The 21,438-nt window shown below is 63.5% G+C and carries 17 protein-coding genes; 11 read left to right on the top strand and 6 right to left on the bottom strand.

Features of this window, described 5'->3' with window-relative positions; genetic code table 11:
• The 8 genes from KBA48_RS17820 to KBA48_RS17855 form a co-directional block, all read left to right on the top strand.
• Nucleotides 1–1,206: TonB-dependent siderophore receptor (locus tag KBA48_RS17820; RefSeq protein WP_292908817.1), on the top strand; the 1,206-nt coding region annotated here is incomplete at its 5' end.
• Nucleotides 1,207–1,241: 35 nt separating this feature from the next.
• Nucleotides 1,242–1,565, top strand: coding sequence for a hypothetical protein (locus tag KBA48_RS17825; protein ID WP_292908819.1), 324 nt, complete (start codon nt 1,242–1,244; stop codon nt 1,563–1,565).
• The gene (locus KBA48_RS17830) at nt 1,562–3,166 is read left to right on the top strand and encodes a PepSY domain-containing protein (RefSeq protein WP_292908821.1); all 1,605 of its coding nucleotides are present in this window, start codon (nt 1,562–1,564) and stop codon (nt 3,164–3,166) included. Before KBA48_RS17825 ends, KBA48_RS17830 begins: the two co-directional genes overlap by 4 nt.
• Nucleotides 3,163–3,438: a DUF3325 domain-containing protein gene (locus tag KBA48_RS17835; protein WP_292908823.1), complete on the top strand. Its 276-nt coding sequence runs from the start codon at nt 3,163–3,165 to the stop codon at nt 3,436–3,438. Before KBA48_RS17830 ends, KBA48_RS17835 begins: the two co-directional genes overlap by 4 nt.
• Nucleotides 3,439–3,481: 43 nt before the next feature.
• Nucleotides 3,482–5,701, top strand: a complete 2,220-nt coding sequence (locus tag KBA48_RS17840; RefSeq protein ID WP_292908825.1) for a TonB-dependent siderophore receptor — start codon at nt 3,482–3,484, stop codon at nt 5,699–5,701.
• A gap of 799 nt (nt 5,702–6,500) precedes the next feature.
• Nucleotides 6,501–10,781 carry a two-component regulator propeller domain-containing protein gene (locus tag KBA48_RS17845; protein WP_292908827.1) on the top strand — a complete coding sequence of 1,427 codons (4,281 nt, stop codon included), beginning with the start codon at nt 6,501–6,503 and terminating at the stop codon, nt 10,779–10,781.
• Nucleotides 10,778–11,599, top strand: a complete 822-nt coding sequence (locus KBA48_RS17850; RefSeq protein WP_292908829.1) for a hypothetical protein — start codon at nt 10,778–10,780, stop codon at nt 11,597–11,599. Before KBA48_RS17845 ends, KBA48_RS17850 begins: the two co-directional genes overlap by 4 nt.
• Nucleotides 11,596–12,105, top strand: a complete 510-nt coding sequence (locus tag KBA48_RS17855; protein WP_292908831.1) for a response regulator — start codon at nt 11,596–11,598, stop codon at nt 12,103–12,105. Before KBA48_RS17850 ends, KBA48_RS17855 begins: the two co-directional genes overlap by 4 nt.
• Nucleotides 12,106–12,200: 95 nt before the next feature.
• On the opposite strand, the gene KBA48_RS17860 is transcribed toward KBA48_RS17855, so the two are convergent.
• From KBA48_RS17860 to KBA48_RS17885, 6 genes are read right to left on the bottom strand one after another with little or no spacing between them, the layout of a single operon-like run.
• On the bottom strand, nt 12,201–13,574 hold the full coding sequence (locus KBA48_RS17860; RefSeq protein WP_292908833.1) for a sigma-54 dependent transcriptional regulator: 1,374 nt from the start codon (nt 13,572–13,574) through the stop codon (nt 12,201–12,203).
• Nucleotides 13,571–15,322 carry a HAMP domain-containing sensor histidine kinase gene (locus KBA48_RS17865; protein ID WP_292908835.1) on the bottom strand — a complete coding sequence of 584 codons (1,752 nt, stop codon included), beginning with the start codon at nt 15,320–15,322 and terminating at the stop codon, nt 13,571–13,573. Before KBA48_RS17865 ends, KBA48_RS17860 begins: the two co-directional genes overlap by 4 nt.
• Complete coding sequence (locus tag KBA48_RS17870; protein WP_292908837.1) at nt 15,319–16,461, bottom strand: GNAT family N-acetyltransferase; 1,143 nt, start codon at nt 16,459–16,461, stop codon at nt 15,319–15,321. The genes KBA48_RS17865 and KBA48_RS17870 overlap by 4 nt, the downstream gene beginning before the upstream one ends.
• Nucleotides 16,451–17,320: an alpha/beta fold hydrolase gene (locus KBA48_RS17875; protein WP_292908839.1), complete on the bottom strand. Its 870-nt coding sequence runs from the start codon at nt 17,318–17,320 to the stop codon at nt 16,451–16,453. Before KBA48_RS17875 ends, KBA48_RS17870 begins: the two co-directional genes overlap by 11 nt.
• The gene (locus KBA48_RS17880) at nt 17,308–18,267 is read right to left on the bottom strand and encodes a hypothetical protein (RefSeq protein WP_292908841.1); all 960 of its coding nucleotides are present in this window, start codon (nt 18,265–18,267) and stop codon (nt 17,308–17,310) included. The genes KBA48_RS17875 and KBA48_RS17880 overlap by 13 nt, the downstream gene beginning before the upstream one ends.
• Before the next feature lie 8 nt (nt 18,268–18,275).
• On the bottom strand, nt 18,276–18,956 hold the full coding sequence (locus KBA48_RS17885) for an MtnX-like HAD-IB family phosphatase (protein ID WP_292908842.1): 681 nt from the start codon (nt 18,954–18,956) through the stop codon (nt 18,276–18,278).
• Between the two features lie 324 nt (nt 18,957–19,280).
• Here KBA48_RS17885 and KBA48_RS17890 point away from each other — a divergent pair, with 324 nt between their 5' ends.
• From KBA48_RS17890 to KBA48_RS17900, 3 genes are read left to right on the top strand one after another with little or no spacing between them, the layout of a single operon-like run.
• Entirely contained in the window at nt 19,281–20,624 is a 1,344-nt protein-coding gene (locus tag KBA48_RS17890; RefSeq protein ID WP_292908844.1) for an aspartate aminotransferase family protein, read from the top strand.
• Between the two features lie 7 nt (nt 20,625–20,631).
• Complete coding sequence (locus KBA48_RS17895; RefSeq protein ID WP_292908846.1) at nt 20,632–20,985, top strand: EamA family transporter; 354 nt, start codon at nt 20,632–20,634, stop codon at nt 20,983–20,985.
• A complete protein-coding gene (locus KBA48_RS17900; RefSeq protein WP_292908848.1) occupies nt 20,985–21,368 on the top strand; it encodes an EamA family transporter in 384 nt (127 codons plus the stop codon). Before KBA48_RS17895 ends, KBA48_RS17900 begins: the two co-directional genes overlap by 1 nt.
• Nucleotides 21,369–21,438: the final 70 nt, after the last annotated feature.

The following is a 21,438-nucleotide window of genomic DNA, read 5'->3' on the forward strand; positions in this document are numbered from 1 at the left end:
GCGTGGAGCGAGGTCACCTACCAGACCATCTATTCCAACTCCTTCAGCAACCCGCTGAACCCGTTCCTGTCGGCAGGCCAGACAGGCTATACGGGACCGCAGCGCAACGTGGGCCGCTATCTCTCCGGCTCCTACCCCGATGTCCGCATCCTGTCGTCGGACACGCAGTTGCAAGGTGATTTCGCCACCGGCGCGGTCAGCCATACGCTGCTGGCCGGCATGGATTGGCAGGAATATCACCAGGAGATGGATCAGATCACCAGCCGGTTGACCACCCCCATCGACCTGTTCAACCCGGTCTATACAACGGGCTTCACGGCCCCGGCCCGTACCAAGGGCAATACATCCGAACAAAAGCAGATCGGTTTCTATCTCCAGGATCAGATCAAGTGGCAGGGCTGGAACCTGCTGCTGGGCCTGCGCCATGACGATGCGCGTTCCTTCACCCTGACCCCGGCTGGGGTGAAGACCAAGAAGAAGGACACAGCCACTTCTTATCGCGCCGGCCTGCTGTATGAGATGGAGGGCGGCTTCGCCCCCTATGTCAGCTATTCGGAAAGTTTCCTGCCCGTGACCGGCACCAATCTGGCGGGCGAGCCCTTCGATCCGCAGATCGGCAAGCAGTGGGAAGCCGGCGTGAAGTGGCAGCCCGAACGGGACATATTGGTCACCACGGCCATCTTCGACCTGCGCGACACCAACCGCGTCACCACCAGCCCCACCAACCCGCTGGACCGCGTTCAGACGGGTGAGATCAAGGCCCAGGGCTTCGAGTTCGAGGCGCAGGCAACGGTTCTGGAACTGTACACGCTCAGCGCCAGCTACAGCTACACCGACGCCAAGACCTCCAAGAGCAATGTGGCGACAGAGATCGGCAAGCCCGCCAGTTCCACCCCCCGGCACATGGCGTCGGCCTTTGTGACCCGTACCTTCCCACTGGATAACGGGGCCGAGGTGAAGCTGGGCGGCGGCGTGCGCTATGTCGGCAGCCAGACCGATCAGAACAGCGCCCGCACCATCACTATCAATACGCCGGCCAACACACTGGTTGACCTGATGCTGTCCTATAACCTGAATGCTTGGCGGCTGGGCCTGAATGTCAATAACCTGACCGACGAAAAGTATATTTCTACCTGCCTGGCGCGCGGCGACTGCTTCCTGGGCGCCCGTCGATCGGTGGTCGGCAGTGTCGGATATCGCTTCTGACCACTCTGACCACCGGATAGCAGACAGGTGACCCGATGACCCAGATCAGCAAGGCCAGCCGCACCGGCGACACCAGATCACGTCCCGTCTGGGACGTGCCGCTGCGCATCCTCACCGCTGCCGTTGGCGGCTATGTGCTGACCAGTCTGGTCACCATGCTGCTGGCCCGCACCCTGCCCGGAAACCCGCTGGACACGGCGATGGCTGCCACGCTGATGTCGTTCGCCATCTACACGGCCGCCATCGTCTGGGTCTTCGCGGCACGAACGGCGATGACCGCTGCCAGTTCCATCCTGGGACTGACAGTGCTGATCGGGGCCGCCGTCTGGTTCTCGTCGCGCCCGGGGGTGGCGTCATGAAGGGCTTCCGGCAGAGCCAATCCGCGCTGCATACCTGGACCGGGCTCGTGGTCGGCTGGGTCCTGTTCCTGATCTTCCTCGCCGGGACCCTCAGTTTCTGGCGGGAGGAGATCAGCCGTTGGATGCGTCCGGAACTGTCTGTCACGTCAGAGATCGGCGACGTCGCAGATCAAGACCGGATGATTGAGGGCGCAATGGCCGCCCTGGCCCGGCAAGCACCGGATGCCACCTCCTGGGCCATCACCCCGCCTGGCCCGCGCGGCGCGGGTACACAGGCCGTCTGGACCGAACGCGCCAGACCGGGAGAACGCATTCCCTTCCGCTGGCCGGATGCCACCAACAGCCTGTGGGTGGATGGCGACGGAAAGGTCGTGGCGGTGCGGGAAACGCGCGGCGGCGACTTCTTCTACCGCCTGCATTTCGACCTGCATTACATGCCGGCTCTCTGGGCCCGCTGGTTGGTGGGCTTCTGTTCCATGTTCATGCTGGTGGCCATTGTCACGGGCATCATCACGCACAAGAAAATCTTCCGCGATTTCTTCACCTTCCGGCCCGGCAAGGGGCAGCGTAGCTGGCTGGACGGGCACAATGCCACCGCGGTGCTGGCCCTGCCCTTCCACCTGATGATCACCTATACGGGGCTGGTCACGCTGATGACCCTCTACATGCCCTGGGGATTCCTGGCCAATTTCGAGAATACGGCCGCCGCCTTCGCCGCCACGCAGCCCAACGTGCCGGCCGTCAAATATGCCGCCATCCCCACCCCCCTGGCCCCGATCGGCCCCATGCTGGAAGAGGCGCGCCGGCAATGGGGAGAGGACAGCATGGTGGGGAGCATCCGCATCAGCAATCCGGGCGACGCTTCGGCCCGCGTACAGATGGGACGCGCCCTGCATCACCATATCCGCGACGATGGCAATCAGTTGTTGTTCGACGGGACCACGGGGGCACTGCTGGGCCGCGCGCCCGATGGCGGGGCCGGGGTGGCCACGCGCGATGCCATGGTCGGCATCCATGCCGGCCGTTTCGCACCTGTCACCATCCGCTGGCTCTATTTCCTGTCCGGTCTGGCCGGCACGGTGATGGTGGCCACAGGTCTGGTGATGTGGACTGCCAAGCGACGGGAGAAGCTGCCCGATCCCGCGCGGCCGCATTTCGGCTTCCGGCTGGTGGAACGGCTGAATGTCGGTACGGTGGCCGGCCTGCCGCTGGGCATGATCGCCCTGCTCTGGGCCAACCGGCTGCTGCCAGTGGGGATGGAGGGGCGCTGGCATGGAGAAGTGAACATGATGTTCATCGTCTGGGGCCTGGCCCTGGTCCATGCCTTCCTCCGCCCGCCCAAGCGCGGCTGGGTGGAGCAGTTCACCCTGGCCGGAGCCTTGCTGGTCCTGCTGCCGCTTTTCGATCAGGCGACCGGCAACGGGATCGTGCAGCATATCGCACGGGGCGACGGGACCCGGATCTGGACGGATGTCACCTTGCTGGCGCTGGGCCTGTCGCTGCTGGCCACCGCCATCAAGATCCATCGCCATAAGCCACGCGTGGCAGCAAACAAACGTCGCTCCAGCAGGGAGGCGGCGATGGCCGCAACGGGACGATGAGCATGATCGCCTGGCTGCTGGCCCTGGCGGGCTTCGCCTGCTTGGCGCTGGCCATGGAGGAACACCATCATTGGCTGACAGGCCGCGACCCGTCGGTACGGACCCGCCGACGGCTGCGCCTGGCCGGTGCCTTGCTGCTGGCGGCATCATGGCTGTCAACCTGGGCCACCTGGGGGCCGGCGATGGGCAGCGTCGCCTGGTGCGGGCTGCTTACCCTCGCCGCCGCTCCGCTGGTTCTGGCGCGCACCTATGTCAATCCACGGCGACGTTGACTTATCCCCAACAAAATATTGCAAGAGTATAAAGGCAAAACCCATGACTTATCGTCAATCAAGCCGCCGCCATATGCGGACCGGTACCGCGCTGTGTCTGTCCCTGGCCCTGCTGGCGGGCCCCACGGGGGCCCAGACCGCCCCGGATGAAAACGACCTGATGATTGATGAGATCCTTGTCCTGCATCGCACCGAAGGCTATCACGCGCGGGCGGCCAATACCGCCACCAAACTACCGTTGAGCCTTCGTGAAACCCCGCAATCCATCACGGTGATGACGCGGGAACGGATAGAGGATTACAACCTGATCACCGTGGCTGATGTGCTGGAACAGACGCCGGGTATCACGGTCCAATCCTATGACAGCAATCGCACCCGCTTCCTGGCGCGCGGTTTTCCCATCACGAATTTCCAGTTTGACGGCGTACCCACCGTGTTTCAAACCGGGGCCGCCGCCAATTCCGTCATGAGCGATACATCGATCTATGAACGGGTCGAGATTGTGCGCGGCGCCACCGGTCTTGTGACGGGAACGGGCGACCCGTCCGCCACCATCAACATGGTGCGTAAACGGCCACAGCAGGAATTTGCCGCAGCCACCAGCCTGACCTACGGAAGCTGGAACTATAAGCGGGCAGAGGCCGATATTGGCGGGCCGCTGCTGGACAATGGCCGTGTCCGCGCCCGCATTGTCGGTGCTTATACCGACCGGGAAAGCCATGTCCGCTTCCAGCGTGACAAGTCTCCCAGCCTGTATGGCGTGATCGAAGGCGATATCACGGAAAATACGCGCCTGCGTGTTGGTGTGGATTATCTGCGAACCGACAGCCAAGGTGGCTCCTGGGGCGCATCCCCGCTGTTCTACAGCGACGGCACCCGCATCCGAACCGAGCGATCCTACAGTGCTGCGTCGAAATGGAGCCGTTGGCAGCGTGACAACGTCAATCTTTCCGGATCGCTGGAACAATCGATCGGCGAATGGGTGGCCCGCCTTGCCTATAACAAGCGCCGGACCGACACGGAGAGCCTGCTCTATGTCGGCTCCAACTCCGGCGCCACCAGCTTCATCAACAAACAGACGGGGCTGGGCCTCGGGCGGTCCGACACCTATGGCGTTGGGGAAACACGCGAAGATTCGCTGGATGCCTACGCGTCCGGCCCCATGCACCTGTTCGGTCGCCAGCATGAGCTGGCGGTTGGCGCCAACTATTATGACCGCGACTTTGCGTCCATGCATGCCAGTATCGTCAGCCGGCCTTATGGCGCCACATTCCCCAGTATCTATACCTGGACGGGCGATATCGGTCGGCCAACGGTGCAGAATCTGGGGATCCCCCGCACGCTGGAGCATACCAGCGAAAGCGGGATCTATGGTGCTGTCCGCCTGAACCCGATCGATGGTGTGCGGGTGATCATCGGCGCCCGTTATTCGGATTTTGAGACTGAAACGGAGAATTTCTCCACCGCCAGCATTCGGACCAGCATCACGGCCGCCAACACCGATACCAAGCTCACCCCCTATCTGGGCGCGGTCATTGATTTGACCGACAATCTATCGACCTTCGCCTCTTATTCTGCGGTGTTCCGGCCACAGAGCCAGCGCGACCGCGAGAATGAGCAACTGGCCCCCCTGACCGGGGCCAACTATGAAGCCGGGCTGAAAGGCGAATTTTTCGACAAGCGGCTTTATACCGCGCTGAACGGGTTCCACATGCAGCAGGACAATGTGGCGGAACTGGACCCCACGGCGACGCCCGGCATGTTGCCCGACGGGGCCGATGCTTATCGCGCCGTCAAGGGCGTGGAGACGTGGGGGGCGGAAGCGGAGGTCTCCGGCTCCATCACGCCGCAATGGCGCGTGACCGGCGGCTATACCTATGCCCGCAGCGAGGACCAGACGGGGGCGCGGACCTTCACCGTCAGTCCGGCCCATATGCTGCGCCTCTTCAGCAATTACCAGCTGGGCGATTACAGCGTCGGTGGCGGCGTCACCTGGCAAAGCGAGATCTACCAGAACCAGACCGTCCCGACCGGCCGCTTCAACGCCAACGGCACCCCGATCACGACCCAGGGCCGTGTGACCCAAAGCGCCTATCTGCTGGCCGACCTGATGGCGCGCTATCAGGTGAACGACCATGTCAGCGTCGGCGTCAACGCCACTAACATCTTCGACAAGAAGTATTACCGTAATGTCGGCTATTTCAACGCGGGATACTGGGGTCAGCCCCGGCGTGTGCTGGTCAACCTGCGGGCATCAATGTGATACTAGCGGTCAAAATTCTTGACCGATGGTATCCGCGTCAATGGACGCGGCGACCGCGCATGCCGCGAAGCCTTTAATCCCGATCCGTCGGGATTAAAGGCTTCGTGTATGAGCCTGATCATGATCCGGTCGATGTTGGCGTAAAGCGCATCCCGCTTCAGCCGGCAACGCGAACAATCGACGCTTGGTGGACCTGCTCCCCCTCACAGCCGCCGTCCGCTGATCTTGATCCCTTCATTGATCGTATCCGTGATGCTGGCCCCTGCGACAGCTCCGTTTGCCATCGTCAAATCCAGGAAACGGGCTTTCCACGACATCAGGTCCCCTTCCTGGACCGGACTGTCGACCAGACCGACGCGTGATGCCATGTGCCACATGGGTTTATGCTATCGAGACAATCCTGCGGTGCAAGATCAGAACACCCGAACGACCCGTTGATATCAACCCGCTTGACCAGATCATAGTTAATACCTTATCGATAGAAGAAAAATAGAATGTTTATCGTTCCTGGATTGTGCATTAAATAGGCAGAAGATTAAAAATTGATCGCATCTGGCGCGGCGTCGAATTCAACCAAACAACCAAAAGAAGCTGTACGCAATCCGCAATAAATATTATTTAGACACAAACATTAAAATGATAAAATAAAAACTAAATAGGAGATGCAGGCATGAAAATATGAATTTTGTCGAAAAATACATGACAAACAAATAATTCAATGGCATTAAATGCGATGAAGTGCACTTTATCTCCGTCGCACTATTTAGCCAAAGGCGGGGGCTTGCCTGTGAAAATGCTCATGTCTGATTGCCTGCGCCTGCTTCGACTACTCTCGGTCGTCCTGCTGATGCTGTTGTTGTGTGGGGGCGCCGCAGCAGATGACAGCCGATGGAAAGGTCTGGTCGATCCGATTTTCGACCGCATTGATGGACGGGACTTGCCGCATCCGCTGGTGACGGCAGTGGCGCAGGATAAGGAAGGATTCCTGTGGATCGGTACACAAGGGGGCCTAGCCCGTTATGACGGGTACCGGTTCCTTTCTTTCCTTCCCGCCCCAAACAAGCTCGACTCTCTGCCGGAAGGGTCGATCGAGACTCTCTACCTGGATTGGCAGGACCGGCTATGGCTGGGGACGGCCGGCAACAGCGGCCTTGTCCTTTATGATCGCGACCAGAACCGGTTCCGCACCTGGCGGCGCGATCCGGCGGGCCGAACCGGGCCGCGCAATGGCCGGTTGTTCGTCATCAGACAGATCGACAACGACCATCTGCTTCTTGGCGGCAATGCCGGACTGGATCAGTTTGATAGCGTCGCCGGCACCTTCATGCCGATACCGCTGGGGTCGGCAAACGCGGTACAGCCGGCGGTCCACGATCTGATCGATGATGGTGCCGGGAATGTCTGGGCCGCCACGGCGGACGGGCTGTTTCTACGGCGGGCGGGACAAGCGGCGTTCCAGCGCCAGGATGTGCCGGATCTGCTTGTGGCGGGCCAGAACAGCCCCGCCTTCTCGTTGGGTCTGGACAGCGCAGGCAACCTGTGGGTCGGGGGACGGGATGTCCTGGTGATGCTGGGTGCCGACGGGCATGTCCAAAGGACCTATCGGCACTCTGCCGGCGATCCTGATGGCATCGTGCCGGGTGACAAGCAGGCGATTCTGGAAGTGTCCCCCGGCATCGTCTGGGTTGGCTCCTATTCCACCGGGCTCAACATCATCGATGTCCGACAGCGGCGCGTCCGAATGATCAGTGCAGAACCGGGCAATGTGTCAGCCCTGGCGTCCGGTGGTATCCATGCCATGGCCATGGATCGGTCGGGATTGGTCTGGATTGCCAATTCCGAAGGCGGTCTGGTCCGTGTGCGACCGCAGGCGGATGCCATCATGACCCTTTCCGCCGCCGGTGCCCGGCGTGTCAGCCCCCAGAACGCAATGGCCGTGACAGCGGACAAAACAGGGCGCCTGTGGATAGGGAACCGGGAAGGTGAGTTGACTGTACTTGATGCATCCCGCGACCGGCGGGAGCGATTGGTCCCCCATTCGCTAGGCACCCCGATACGCAGCTTCGTCGAGTTACCAGACGGTCAGATGCTGCTCGGCGGCCCTACCTTATGTCTGGTCAGCCAGGACCGTTACCAGTCGCGCTGCTTGCCCGAAACGCAGGGCCTGAAGGGGGCAACCGTCACGGCATTTGCCCGACGCGACGGCATTATTTGGGTGGGCACGACAAACGGGCTTTATAAGTGGCCAGCCCTTGACGCGCCGCTAGAGCCCGTGGCTCCGGGATTGCTTTCCTCAAATCACATCTGGCATCTGCGGTTCGACCGCAGCGGACATCTATGGATCGGCATGCGGGAAGGTTCCATTGACCGATTTGAGCCGACAACCGGCAAGATCGATCATTTCATCCATGACCCGGATAATCCGGCGTCAATCGCGCCAGGGTTCAAATCGTCGATCCTGCAGGACAGCCAGGGGCGCATCTGGGTTGGCGCCATCGGGGGGCCACTCAGCATACTGACAGAACGGCCCGACGGGGACATGGACATTCGCCACATCGGCCGCGCCGATGGCATGCCGCACGAGAATGTCGGAGCAATGGCAGAGGACGGGCAAGGGCGTATCTGGGCCAGTACGGCCAAGGGGTTGGCAGTGATCGATCCCCACAGCCTGAAAGCGCGGGCGCTGGGGCCTGCCGACGGCGTGTCCATCAACAATTACTGGGCCGGCTCCGTTGCCGAAGTGGCGGATGGAACCCTGTTCTTCGGTGGTGTCGGCGGTGTCACCCTGGTTCGGCCCGCCGCGTGGCAGCCGCGCGCCTTCACGCCGCCCGTGGTCATCACCTCGCTACGTCTGGCGGGCAAAAATGGACCGGAGACGTTGTCCCGTCCGCCTCCGGACGGATTCACGCTTTCGCCAGGGCAGCGGGAATTCGCAGCGGAATTCGCGGCACTGGACATGGCGGCACCGGAACTAAACCGCTATGCCTATCGGCTCGACGGTTTTGATGCGGGCTGGACGGAGACGACGGCCGCCAACCGAGTGGCCGCCTATACCAACCTGCCGCCCGGGAATTATGTGCTGCGCGTGCGTGGCACCAACGGGTCCGGCGACTGGAGCCCGGTGGAGGTGGCGCTGCGGGTCCGGGTGGAGCCATTATGGTACGAAACGGGTTCGTTTATGGTCGTCCTGGCTGTGGCCGGATTGGCGGCGGTCGGTCTGCTGTTGCACGGACGCACCCACTATCTCCGGCGCCGGCAGGTGGAGCTGCAAAAGGAGGTCGAGGCGCGCACCGCCGAGCTGCAGATGTCCGCCGACACGTTGCATGCACTCAGCACGATCGGACAGGAGGCGACCCGGCGGTTCGACGCGGACGCGAAGGTGGCCGGCGCGCTGCACCGTCACGTCAATACCCTTCTGCACGCCCCTTCCTTCTGCATCTTCCGCGTTGATCGCAATAGCGGCACCCTGATCCAAACGTTCGGCGTGGAGGACGACCGTCCATTTACAAGGGATCCCATCCCTTTAAGTTCGACTAAATCCATGGCGGCGCGCGCTGCCCGGGAAAAAATCGAAGTCCATCAGGTATGGTCACCGGGGGATAACATGCCGCCGCAAGCTCCCGGCACCCGCGTCATGTACACAGTCCTGTTCGCGCCGCTGATCGTCGATGATCAGGTGCTGGGGGTTCTGAGCATTCAGTCCGACCGGCAGCATGCCTATGGCGAACGCGAACGGCGCATATTCCGCACGCTTTGCGCCTATGCCACCATCGCACTCGCCAACATAGAGGCGTTGGAGGCGCTCCGGATATCGGCAGAGACTTTGGATACGCTGGGCGAGGTCGGTCAGGAAATCACGCGCCATCTCGATCCCGTTGCCGTCGCACAGGCGCTCCACCGTCACGTTGGCTCCATGCTTCACGCTCCGGCGTTCCACATCTACCGAATGGACCCGGACGGCACCTCCATCACCCGCATATTTGGCCTGGAGGACGGGGCGCCCATTCCGTCACGCACAATTCCGCTCGACTCCCCCATATCCAATTCGGCCCGTGCCGCGCGCGACAAGACGGAGGTACTGAACGAGATCGAACCGGGCGAGGTTGATCCCGCCCTTATTCCCGGCACGCGGGCCATGAACACAATGCTGTTCGCGCCACTGATTGTCGATGAACGTGTCCTGGGGGTCATGACCATCCAATCCGACCGGTACCGGGCCTATGGAGAGCGGGAGCGACGCATTTTCCGCACATTATGCGCCTATGGCGCCATTGCCCTTGCCAATGTCGAGGCGTTGGAGGCGCTGCGCCGGACACAAGGTGAACTGGTGCAGCGCGAGAAGCTGGCCTCGCTGGGGCAACTGGTCGCCGGCGTCGCCCATGAGGTGAACACGCCACTGGGCGTGGCGGTGACGGCGGCCAGCACGCTTTCATCTGAACAACAGATGGCCGCCACCGCCTATGCCGATCGCAAATTGTCGCGGACGGAACTGGAACGATTTCTGGAAAGGGTCGGTACGGGTGCTGGTCTGATAACCGCAAACCTGGGTCGGGCGGCCGAACTGATCCGCAGTTTCAAGCAGGTTGCTGCCGACCAGACCAGTGACGACCGTCGGCGCGTCGATCTGCGGGCCTATCTTGACGATATCCTGCGCAGTTTGGCGCCAATGCTGAAGCAGGCGGGGGTGGATGCCAGCGTCAGCGGCCCAGAGGGACTGACCCTGTCGACGCTGCCGGGACCCTTGGCCCAGGTCGTCACCAATCTTGTGCAGAATGCCGTCCTGCATGCCTTCGACGGCGTGGCGGCGCCACAGATCACCGTGTCCGTGGCCGCCGGCGCCGCCAGGGGCTTCACGATCAGTGTTGTCGACAACGGAACCGGTATGCCGCCGGATGTGCGCGAGAGGGCATTCGACCCGTTCTTCACGACCAGACGCGGTTCCGGCGGCACCGGCCTTGGTCTGCACATCGTCCATAATCTGGTGACGGGTCCGCTTGGCGGCAGCATCCTGCTGGACAGTGCCCCCGGTGCTGGCACCCGCTTCACCATCCAGTTGGCCAAGAATGGAGAATCCGTGTGACCGACAATGACGATATCTTCTATGCCGATGCACCGGACGAAACAGACAAGGGGATCGATGACCCCTGGGTCGTGCTGATTGTCGACGATGATCAAGCCGTTCACGACATCACCGTCTTCGCCTTGGGCACGACACGCTTTCGCGACCGGCCGTTGCGGTTCCTGCACGCCTACTCGGCGAAGGAGGGGCTGGAGCTGGTTCGAGCAAACGACGATCTGGCTCTGATCTTCCTGGATGTGGTGATGGAAACGGAGGATGCGGGGCTGCGGTTCGTCCACTGCGTGCGCCGCGATCTGGACCGGTTGGCGGTTCGTGTCGTCCTGCGCACGGGCCAGCCTGGCCGCGCGCCCGAAAAGAGGATTATCGTTGAGTATGATATCAACGATTACAAGGAGAAGACGGAACTGACCGTCGATAAGCTGTTTGTTTCGACGGTTGCGGCTCTGCGGGCCTATGACGATATCCGCAGCATCGAACGGTTGAAGGATGCGGCTTACAACACGTTGATTCACGAAGCCGGACTGGGCCGGCAGCTCTTGGATTTCGTGCCGACGCCGTTGCTGCATGTCGATGACACACTCTCGGTCACGGCATGCAACCCGCCGGCGGCGGCTCTGCTGGGGTTGCCGGCCGATCAACTGGTGGGTCTGCCCCTGACCGCTTTCGTCGTGGGTGACATTGTCGTCGGGCTTGCCGCCGGTAAAACCGATCTGCCCGTCCAACTGGCAACGGGGCCAGGACAGCTTACGGCGCGTCCATTCCGGCTGGCGGACGGCACCCGCGACGGCTATTTGCTGAGGCTGGATACGCAGACATGACCCAACGGCGACATCATACGGTGCTCGATCTGGCGCGTCTGAACGTTCTGATCTATGAGCCAGACCCGGTTGTGCGTTCCGTTCTGCGGGGCATCCTGCACGCGTCGGGGGCCCGGTTCATGACCAGCGTCTCCAATCCGGACGATTTGCTTGATCCAGCATCCAGCGCCCGTGCAGCCCTGATCATGGTCAGGATGAGCATCGGTGCCCCGCTGATAACGGCCATCCGGAATGGCGGAACCCAACTTGACCGCGCCGTGCCCGTGGTCGCTTTCCAGCCCGATCCGACAATGGCCGACCTTTATGCCGGCCTGCGTCTGGGCATCGACGAGTTCCTGGCGGTCCCTTTTACGGCCCGCGCCGTGGTGGCCAAGGTGACATCGGTCCTTCAGAACCCCAAGCCTATCCTGGAGGAAGGGGATTATTTCGGTCCTGACAACCGCACCGTGCTGCAAACCCTGCGGACGGCGGTCTGGGGGAAGCCGCCCGGCTGCACAAGCGGCTGAACCGATAGTGTGAACGCCTTTACGGAGGATGCGGGACAACCGGTTATCGACCCTGTCCGTCATGAGAACAAGCAGGACACCGGGCGGCAGGCCGCCTAATCCGTGCTTCGGGTGATGCGGATGCCCAGCTTCTTGACGCGGTGCCACAGGCTGCGTTCCGTGATGCCCAGCCGCTCGGCCGCTCGGGCCTGGATACCGCCGCATTCGCGCAAGGCCCTGGTGACAATCTCCCGCTCCACCCGTTCCAACTCCCCGTCCAGATTGGATGGAAGGGCAGACGGCGTGGTCCGGGCAAGTTTGGGCCGATCCTCGAAAAGGTAAGGCGGCAGGTCGCCCACCTCCACCACCGGTCCCTGGGCGACGATGACCGCCCGTTCGATACAGTTCTGCAATTCCCGGATATTGCCCGGCCAGCGATAGGCCTCCATCGCCGCCAGGGCGGGGCGGGAAAACCCCGTCAGGCGTTTACCCATCGACGCCGCATGCCGGGCCAGGAAATGCAGCGACAGGGTCTCGATATCCCCTGCCCTTTCCCGCAACGCCGGGACATCGATGGGAAAGACATTGAGGCGATAATAGAGATCCTCCCGGAAACTGCCCTTCTCCGCCTCGCGCCGCAGGTCGCGATGGCTGGCCGCAATGAAACGGACATCGACCTTGATGGAACGGGTGCCCCCCACCATCTCGAATGTCTGTTCCTGAATGGCGCGCAGCACCTTGGCCTGAAGCGCCAGCGGCATATCCCCGATTTCGTCCAGGAACAGTGTACCGCCGTCGGCCAGCGCGAAGCGTCCCTCACGCGCGGATGTCGCGCCGGTGAAGGCCCCTTTGACATGACCGAACAGCTCGCTTTCGATCAGCGTCTCAGGAATGGCGGCGCAATTCACGGCTATGAAGGGTTTCTGGCGGCGCTGGCTATTGTCATGGATGGCGCGGGCGATCAGTTCCTTGCCGGTACCGCTCTCGCCATACAAAAGCACGGTGGCGCGGCTGTCACAGACCTCGGTGATTCGCTTCAGTACCTGCCGCAGCGGATCACTGCTGCCCACCAGGCGCCCGAAATCGAACTTGTCGCGCAGTTCCTGACGCAGGCGGCGGTTATCCTCCTCCGCCTCGCGCAGTTTCAGGGCGCGGCCGATGGTGGCGACCACATCCTCGATCTCGAACGGCTTGGCGATATAGTCGAACGCCCCCTCGCGGATCAGGGCCACGGCATCGCGGACCGAGGCATAGGCGGTCATGATGATGACGGGCAGTTCGGGCCGTGCCTCCCGCAGCATACCCAGCAGGTCGCGACCGGATGCGCCCGGCATTCGCAGGTCGGTCAGGACCAGCCTCACGGGATTTTCGTCCAGAAACGACAGGGCCGCCGCCACGCTGTCCACGGCGTGCGTGTCGAAGCCTCTTGCCTTCAAACCCGCCGCCGTCACCTGGCCCAGCCGCGCCTCGTCATCAACGATCAGGATCAAGACAGTTCCCCCCGCCCGGATGGTGCTTTCGGCAGCCGCAGGATGAAGCAGCTACCGCCGTCGGGACCGCTTTCGCAGGTCACTTCGCCGCCATGCTGTTCCACGATATGACGCACGCGGGCCAGTCCCAGGCCGGTGCCACGCGGTTTGGTGGTAACAAATGGATCGAAGATGCGGTCGCGCACCTCCGGGGCGATGCCGGCCCCCGTATCGGCGATGCGCACCTGCACGACCTCCCCCGTGGCCTCCATGCCGACGGTGATGGTGCCGCCACCGGCCATAGCATCCATGGCGTTCAGCAGGATGTTCAAGAACACCTGATGCAACTGTTCGGCATCGGCCTGAATGACCAGGGGGGCGCTGCCCCCCTCCCTTGCCACCCGGATGCCGCGCTGTTCCAGGTCGTGGGCGGCGAAGGCCAGCACGCCATCCAGTTCCGCCGCGACGTCCACCTGCGCACGGCGCAGCGTGCGGGGTCGTGCATAGTCCAGCAACTCACGCACCAGATGGTCGATGCGTTCAACCTCATCCAGCACAAATCCAACCAGCCTCTCACCCTCCGACGGCAGTTCGGAGGTCATACGCAGGACCTGGCTGGACGTCTTGATGATGCCAAGCGGATTGCGGATCTCGTGCGCCAGAACGGCCGCCGCCTCGCCGAGGGAGGCCAGTTGCTCGCGCCGTCGCACCTCTGCCTCACGTTCACGCATCATCTCCAGCCGCGCCGCCATCTCGTTGAAGCCGACCGCCAGTTCGGTCAGTTCGCCACCGCCGGCCACGGCAAGCCGTGCGCGGAAATCGCCTTCCCGCACGCGCCGCAAGGCGCGCGTCAGCCGCGCCAGGGGGCGGGAGATCAGCGTTGAGAGTGACAGGGCCACCACCAGGGAGATGAAGGCAGCACCGGCCGCCAGCGCCAGGAACAATTCCTGAGCGCGCACATGGGACAGCAAGGACAGCTGATTGGCCAGCCGGCAGGAGACGATACCCACCAGCACACCGTCTTGATCGCGCAGGGCGGCAAAACCGGCCGCCACACCCTTGTCGTCCTGCGGGGGGGCGATCAGGCTGCTGCTGCCCCCCGACAGGGTTTTCAGCACCACCTCCGGCAAGGGGGTCATCCCGCCGCTCACCTGCACAACCTTGCCCGCCGAAACGGCATAGACCTCGATCACCAGACCCGGAACGCCCTCGGTCATGTCCACCATGATCCCGTCCCAACGGTCGGCGACGAAGGCGTAGTAACGCTTGCCGTCCCGCTCGAACTGACGGGATGCGCCCATCAGCAGCAGATTGCTGCCGTCCGCAGCGGTCGCAACGAAGAAGCTGCTGCGCTCGGCATGCGGCAGCCAGGAACCGTCGCCCACCAGTCCCTGAACAAACAGCACCGGACCGTCCGCTTCATAGACGGCGACCGCGTCGTACCCGACAGAGGTCAGCAGATGCGCGCTGAAATCGACGGGTCCGTTGTTCAGTGTATCGGCACTGTTGGTCAGACTGGCGGCGATGATGCCGGCGGCTTGACGTGCTTCGGCCTCATCCTCGGCCGACCGCGCCGCGAAAAACACGGCGGCCTCCTCCAGCCACTTCTCCATACCGGACGCGAAGGAGGCGGAAATGATGTCCGCAGCGATGTAGCAGGCCAGCAGCACGGGCACCGCGCTGACAAAGATGAAGGCGATGACCAGCCGCCAGCGCAGGCGCATGTCGGGCAGCAGCGATGGTCCCACACCGTTCCATGGCAGCTTCATGCGCCGTCTCCGCCCGCACGGGCACGCAGTTCCGGGTCCCAGCGGTCAAAACCAAGATAGCGGGCCACCCGACGCAACAGGTAGTTCAAAACGACGCCGCGACAGCGCACGAGATTGACGGAAGGGATGAGCATGCTGGCGAACCGGAGCTTGGACGCGTAGGCCGTTTGTCCGGATTGTAGCAGCCGGCGGCCGGATTTCAGTGTGAAACGCACATTCTCCATCCAGCTCAGGACATAGAGATTATGGTCCCGCGCCAGCGGATATTCCATGCCCAGGAACTTGTCGATCACCCGGTCATCGTCCAGCAGCAACAGATTGAAGGCCGCCAACCGGTCCCCGACCCAATAAAGGACAAATCTGGCCCGGCTCCCGAGAGCCGCCGGAACATCGCGGAAATAGCCTTCCGGCAGTTCCTCGAACGCCCCGTAGCGCAGGCTGGAATGAGTTCGCGTACTCTCATAAAGCGCTTCGATCCGGGGCAGCAGGTCGCCCGCCACCGCGCGATGTTCGATACGCACGGCGCCGGCCCCGCGCTGCTTTCGTCTGATATCCTTGCGGGTGGCCGACGACAGGCGCTCCAGATAGGTTCCTTCGTCCCCGACACCCGTCAGGTCCAGCACGGCAACGGGCAGGCTGGTGACCGTGGTATAGCCGGCCGGTGTCAGCAGGGATGGCAGCCACCCGGCCTCACCCCCTGAGATGTCCTTGAAAGCGATCAGCCGCGCGCCCCGACGCTGTGCCTCACCCTCCAACAGATCAAGAAACAGACGGACAGCCCGCCGCCTGGTTTCATCGGGCAGGCCAGGACGCTGGATAAAGGGGCAACGTTCGGTCAGGGCCGACCCAACCCCCAGCAGGCGCCAGACCATCAGGCCCGGCAACAGACGGACCAGGGCCCCGGCGATGGACGCCGCGCGCCCGTCCTGGAATGGCGTGTCGAGCCGGTATTCAATCTCGAACAGGGGCGCGGCCAGTACCAGACCGTCGTTATCCAGGACCGCGGCAACCCTGACGCCGCAGGCCTTCAGATAGGCCCAGCCTTCCGCCTCGCCGGGGATACAGCCATTCCACTGGGACGGCGACAGCTCATCAACACCGCCCATTATCCCGGCCCGCAGGTCGCTGTCAGTCGCCATTGGCCACCTTGGCGCGCAGGGGCAATGGCGTGGTATCGGCCGCCAGGGCGGACAGGAAACCGTTGACGCGGGCCGCAACCAGATCGCGCTGACCGTCCACCGTGACCAGATGGTAGCTGTCCTCCAGCACCAGCGCCTCCACCCGTCCGGCGAGGCGGCGCTGCAGGTGCAAAGTGTTGGACAAGTCGGCGATATCGTCATGGCGCGCATGAACCAGCAATGCCGGCTGGCGGACCTGGGCCAAGTGCCGATTCACATCGTCGGTCAACCGCCACATCTCCCGGATGGCGCCAGAAGGTGTGGACAGCAGGCCGGCGGCGGCGCTGTTCCCGCTGTGCATGGCGCGCACGACGGCGGCCCGGATCCGCTCATCCTTGATGCCATAGGGCGGGCGCTCCACAAAGGACAGCCGGGGGCCGATCGGCGTATGGATCAGCACGCGCAGCAGGAACCCGTACCAGGGGATGGACCAGCCATCATGGCGCAGGGTCGGCGCCAACATGATCAGGCCCTGCACCTGATCGGGCCGCAAGGCCGCCAGCCGCGCGGCCAGCAAGGCCCCCATGGACAGGCCGCCGACAACGACCCGTCCGCAGTCGCGTGCCAGCCGGGCCAACCCCGCCTCCACCTCGGCATACCAGTCCTGCCAGGGGGTGCAGGCCAGTTCATCGGCCGTGCCGCAATGGCCGGGAAGACGACAGCACAGCACGTCGGCCCCCGCGTCGCGCGCCTTGCGGGCCAGGGGTTTCATCTCCACCGGCGTACCGCCCAGACCGTGGATCAGCAACAGACCCAGGCGTTGCCCGCCGACGCCGGTACCGGGCAGATAAATGGAATGGTCATTCGTCATGTCGGCCATATCCCTTCCCGCGCCATGGCGTCCGCTGCCGCCAGGATGCGCTGGTTGGTGCTGTCATTGATGGTGTCGGCCTGTGCAGCGTCGACCGGCGGGCGGGCTGGCCGATCGATGGCTGACAACAGCCAACGAAACGGGTCACGGAACCGGGGGGCGGAATAATCGCCGCACACATCCATGCCCAGAAGACGCCGCGTCCCGGCCAACCTCTGCACAAGGGCCAGCACGGGCTTCAATGCCATGCCGCCCTGATCCCAGTTGGTGACAGCCTCGTCCGCCGTCAGCACATCCTTGTCCAGCGAGACCCAGAACCCGCCCGGCGGAAGCCGCAGGTCGAGATCATCGGCAAACGCGGCCCAGTCGACCCCGTCCAGCGCGTGCCAGTGGATGCGTCCGTCCTGGGTCTGGCAGCCGGGGCCATTCACCGGCCGCCCCCAGACACGGCTTGGTGCCGCGTGCCAGGGATGCACCTCCAGCCGGCCGCTGCGGACGGCATCCAGGTTTGCGAACTGAAGCTGCGGCCGCACGAAATCGTCGCTGGACGGGCCGATGGTGACAACCCGCAGCACAGTCTGGTTCTCCAGCGCCCGGTTCACCCAGGCCCCACAGTTCCAGGTGGCGGGAAAACCCGTCCAGTCGGGGTGATTGTCGAAATGCAGAACATTCACCGGCTCCCTCACCCACTCCAGAAAAAGGGCGGCCAGATGATGGAAATCCCCCGATCCGTAAAAGATCAGCGGCGCTGCACGCCCGATTGCCGGGCACGTCGTCTCGATCCGCTTGCGCAATTCGGCCAGCGCGGTCCTGTTCGCGACGATGCGCAGGCGGGGGCCAAGGTCCAGCGCCGGGACCAGCACCGCCCCCTCCTCACGCAGGCGGCGGGACAGGCCGGCCTGTCCTGTCAGCGATCCGTCCAGGTCCAGAACGATACAGGCTGGTTTGCCATCCATGGCCGGTTTCATTCCGCGGCGGCCAGATTGCGGCACAGGACCGGCAGCCAGACATGGAACAGTTCGGTCAATTCCGTGAAGCCGGTGAAGGGAACATGGGGGATGCCATGCTCCTGGCAATAGGTGGCCAGCCTGCCCTTCGCGAAGACCCGGTCGGCGGCACCAGCGCCGCAGAAATCCGACCGGCCATCGCCGATCAGGATGGCCGGCCCGCCACGACGCTGTTCCGCCTCCAGACTGGCGCATTTGCAATTGCCGGCATTCGTCAGGCATCGGGCGTCGATATGGGGGAAGGTCAGGCGCCACCGATCATCGCCGGCCGGCTCCATGCGGTTCGACAGGACCGGCGGCGACAGGCCAAGGCGGCCCAGCACGCCGCGCGCCACCACGTCCAGCCCGTCAGACAGGATGGTGAAGGGCACATCCCAGTGCCGGCAGAGCGCGACAAAGCCCGCGAAGCCGGGATCGACCGGGATATCCAGCACCATCCGGTGCAACTCATCAGGTGTGACACGCAGAAGGGAGACCTGCCTTGCCATGCATTCACGCGAGCCGATCTCGCCCCGCTCCCACGCGGCCTCCACCGCCCGCCATTCCGGCAGGGCGAAACGCTCCAGGATCATGTCCGTGGTGTCCATGGCGGAAATGGTGCCGTCGAAATCGATATAGAGGCGTGGAGGTAGGGACATGAGGGAAGTCCTGGGCTGCGGGGAATGGCTGTCTGTTCCGCAAGGGCCATGCCAAGGGCGCAGGGGGACCGAAAATGGCGGTGCGGCTGGTCTGGCCGGCAGCCATCCCCCCGCGCGGCGTCCTACAAATTTTGTAGCTTCCCCCGTTTCACGTTGCGGGGGCTGATGGCGGGCGGCAGGTCGAAGAAGGGCTGGAACATAAGGCAAGGCCTGGCTTTGGCACCTGCGGAGGGCACGGTCCGCGCCCCTGGCATGACCGATGCAGATATGGGCAAGACCCGGTCGTGAACCGGTGCCGAAATCTTCTTCTGCAGGTGTCGCAGCATGTCCCAAAGCTACTGGCAACCCAACCGCTACCGCCGTAGCGCCGCCCTGTTCGACAAGGCCCGCGCCATCATCCCCGGCGGGGTCAACAGCACGGCGCGTGCGACCTGGGCCGGCTGGGACCCGCACCCGTTGTTCATCGATCATGGCACGGGGTCGAAGGTCACGGACATTGATGGCAACGAGTATATCGACTACCTGCTGGGCCTTGGCCCCATGCTGCTGGGCCATCGCCCGCCTGCCGTCACCCAGGCCGTTGTGGACCAGATCGAACGGCGCGGCACGGTGTTCGCTCTGCCCGCCGCCGACGAGACGGTTCTGGCGGAAAAGATCCGCCGCGCCGTGCCCAGCATGGAACGGGTGCGCCTGTGCAACACCGGCACGGAGGCCGTGCTCTACGCCATCCGTCTGGCGCGCGCTTATACCGGCAAGACCAAGATCATCCGGTTCGAAGGCATGTATCACGGCTTTTCCGACGGCATTTATTGGAGCAAGCACCCCAACCCGGAAACGGCCGGCCCCGAACTGGCGCCGCGCCCGGTGCCGCAGGGTCCCGGATTGCCACCCGGCGTTGGTGACGGTCTGATCATCCTGCCCTGGAACGATGTGCATGCCCTGCGTGAGACCCTGGCGCGCGAGGGCGACAAGATTGCGGCCGTGATCACCGAGCCGATCATGTGCAATACGGGCTGCATCCTGCCCGAGAACGGCTATCTGGATGCGTTGCGCACCCTGACCGACCGCCATGGCGTGCTGCTGATCTTCGACGAGGTGATCACCGGTTTCCGCATCGCCCTGGGCGGCGCGCAGGCCCATTACGGCATTACACCGGACCTGTCGGTCTTTGCCAAGGGGCTGGGTGGTGGTTTCCCCGTAGCCTGCATGGGCGGACGGGCCGACATCATGGCGCTGGTCGAACGGGGGAAGGTCTCCATGGCCGGCACCTACAACGCCAATGGCATCGCCGTTGCCGCGGCCAATGCCGCCCTGGATGTGTTGGCCAAGCCGGGCATGTACCAGCGACTTTACAATGTTTCCGATCGGCTGCGTGACGGCCTGACGCGCCTGATCCGCGACCTTCGGGTTCCCGCCCATGTCGTGGGGCTGGGCCCTGTCTTCCAGGTCTGGTTCTCACGCGAACCCATCCGCAACTATCGCGAAGCCGCCCGTTATGCCGACCATGAGGCGTTCCGCCTGTGGTGGGAGGGGATGCTCAACCGTGGTGTCCTGTTCCATCCCGGCGCCTATGAGAACTTGTTCGTATCCTTCGCGCACACGGCCGACGACGTGGACCGCACGCTGGCGGCCGCGCGTGAGACGCTGAGCGAAATGCTGGTCGGCTGACCGGGACATGTCGAACCAGACCCTTTTCCTCTGGCTGCTGAACATGCTGCTCGATACGGGCGGGCAGTTGGTTTTCAAGCATGCGGCCGGCGCGCCCGGCGACGGGCTGGACCGCTGGCGTGCCATGGCGTCGGCCCCTTGGCTCTGGTTGGGGATCGCCTGCTATGTGGGCGAATTCCTGGCCTGGACGGCCTTCCTGTCCACCGTCCCGCTGTCGCAGGGCGTCCTGCTGGGCTCCGTCAACATCATCATCGTGATGGTCGCCGGCCGCCTGCTGTTCACCGAACGGCTGAGCCGCCTGCGCGTCGCGGGCATTTTTCTGATCGCGGCGGGCGTGGCCTGCGTCGGCCTGGGGGCGTGATGCGTCGGGGAATAACCATCGGCTTCGCCTGCCTGCTGGGCTTCGATGTGCTGGCCCAGTTGGGTTTCAAGCTGGCGGGGGATGCCGCGCTGCCCGTGGAAGCCGATATCGGCTGGCTCCTGCGCCTGCTGTCTCAACCCGGCACCTACATGGCCATCATTGGATATCTGGGCGCCTTCCTCACCTGGATGTCCTTGCTGAAGCACGCCCCCATCGGCCCCGCTTTCGCCGCCTCACATCTGGAAGTGGTCGTGGTCATGCCCTTCGCCGTGATGCTGTTCGGCGAGACGGTGCATGGCCCGCAACTCCTGGGCGCCGTCGCCATCGTGGCGGGCATTCTCTGCCTCGCGATGGAGGGAAATCCCGGATCTCCCACCGCGTGATCTTCGACATGCATTGCCCGGCACCGTGACGTGAGTTTTGTGCAGACATCAGCCCTTTTTGGAGATTGAT

The sequence above is a fragment of the Niveispirillum sp. genome (genome assembly GCF_017996735.1).
Classification (GTDB): Bacteria; Pseudomonadota; Alphaproteobacteria; order Azospirillales; family Azospirillaceae; genus Niveispirillum.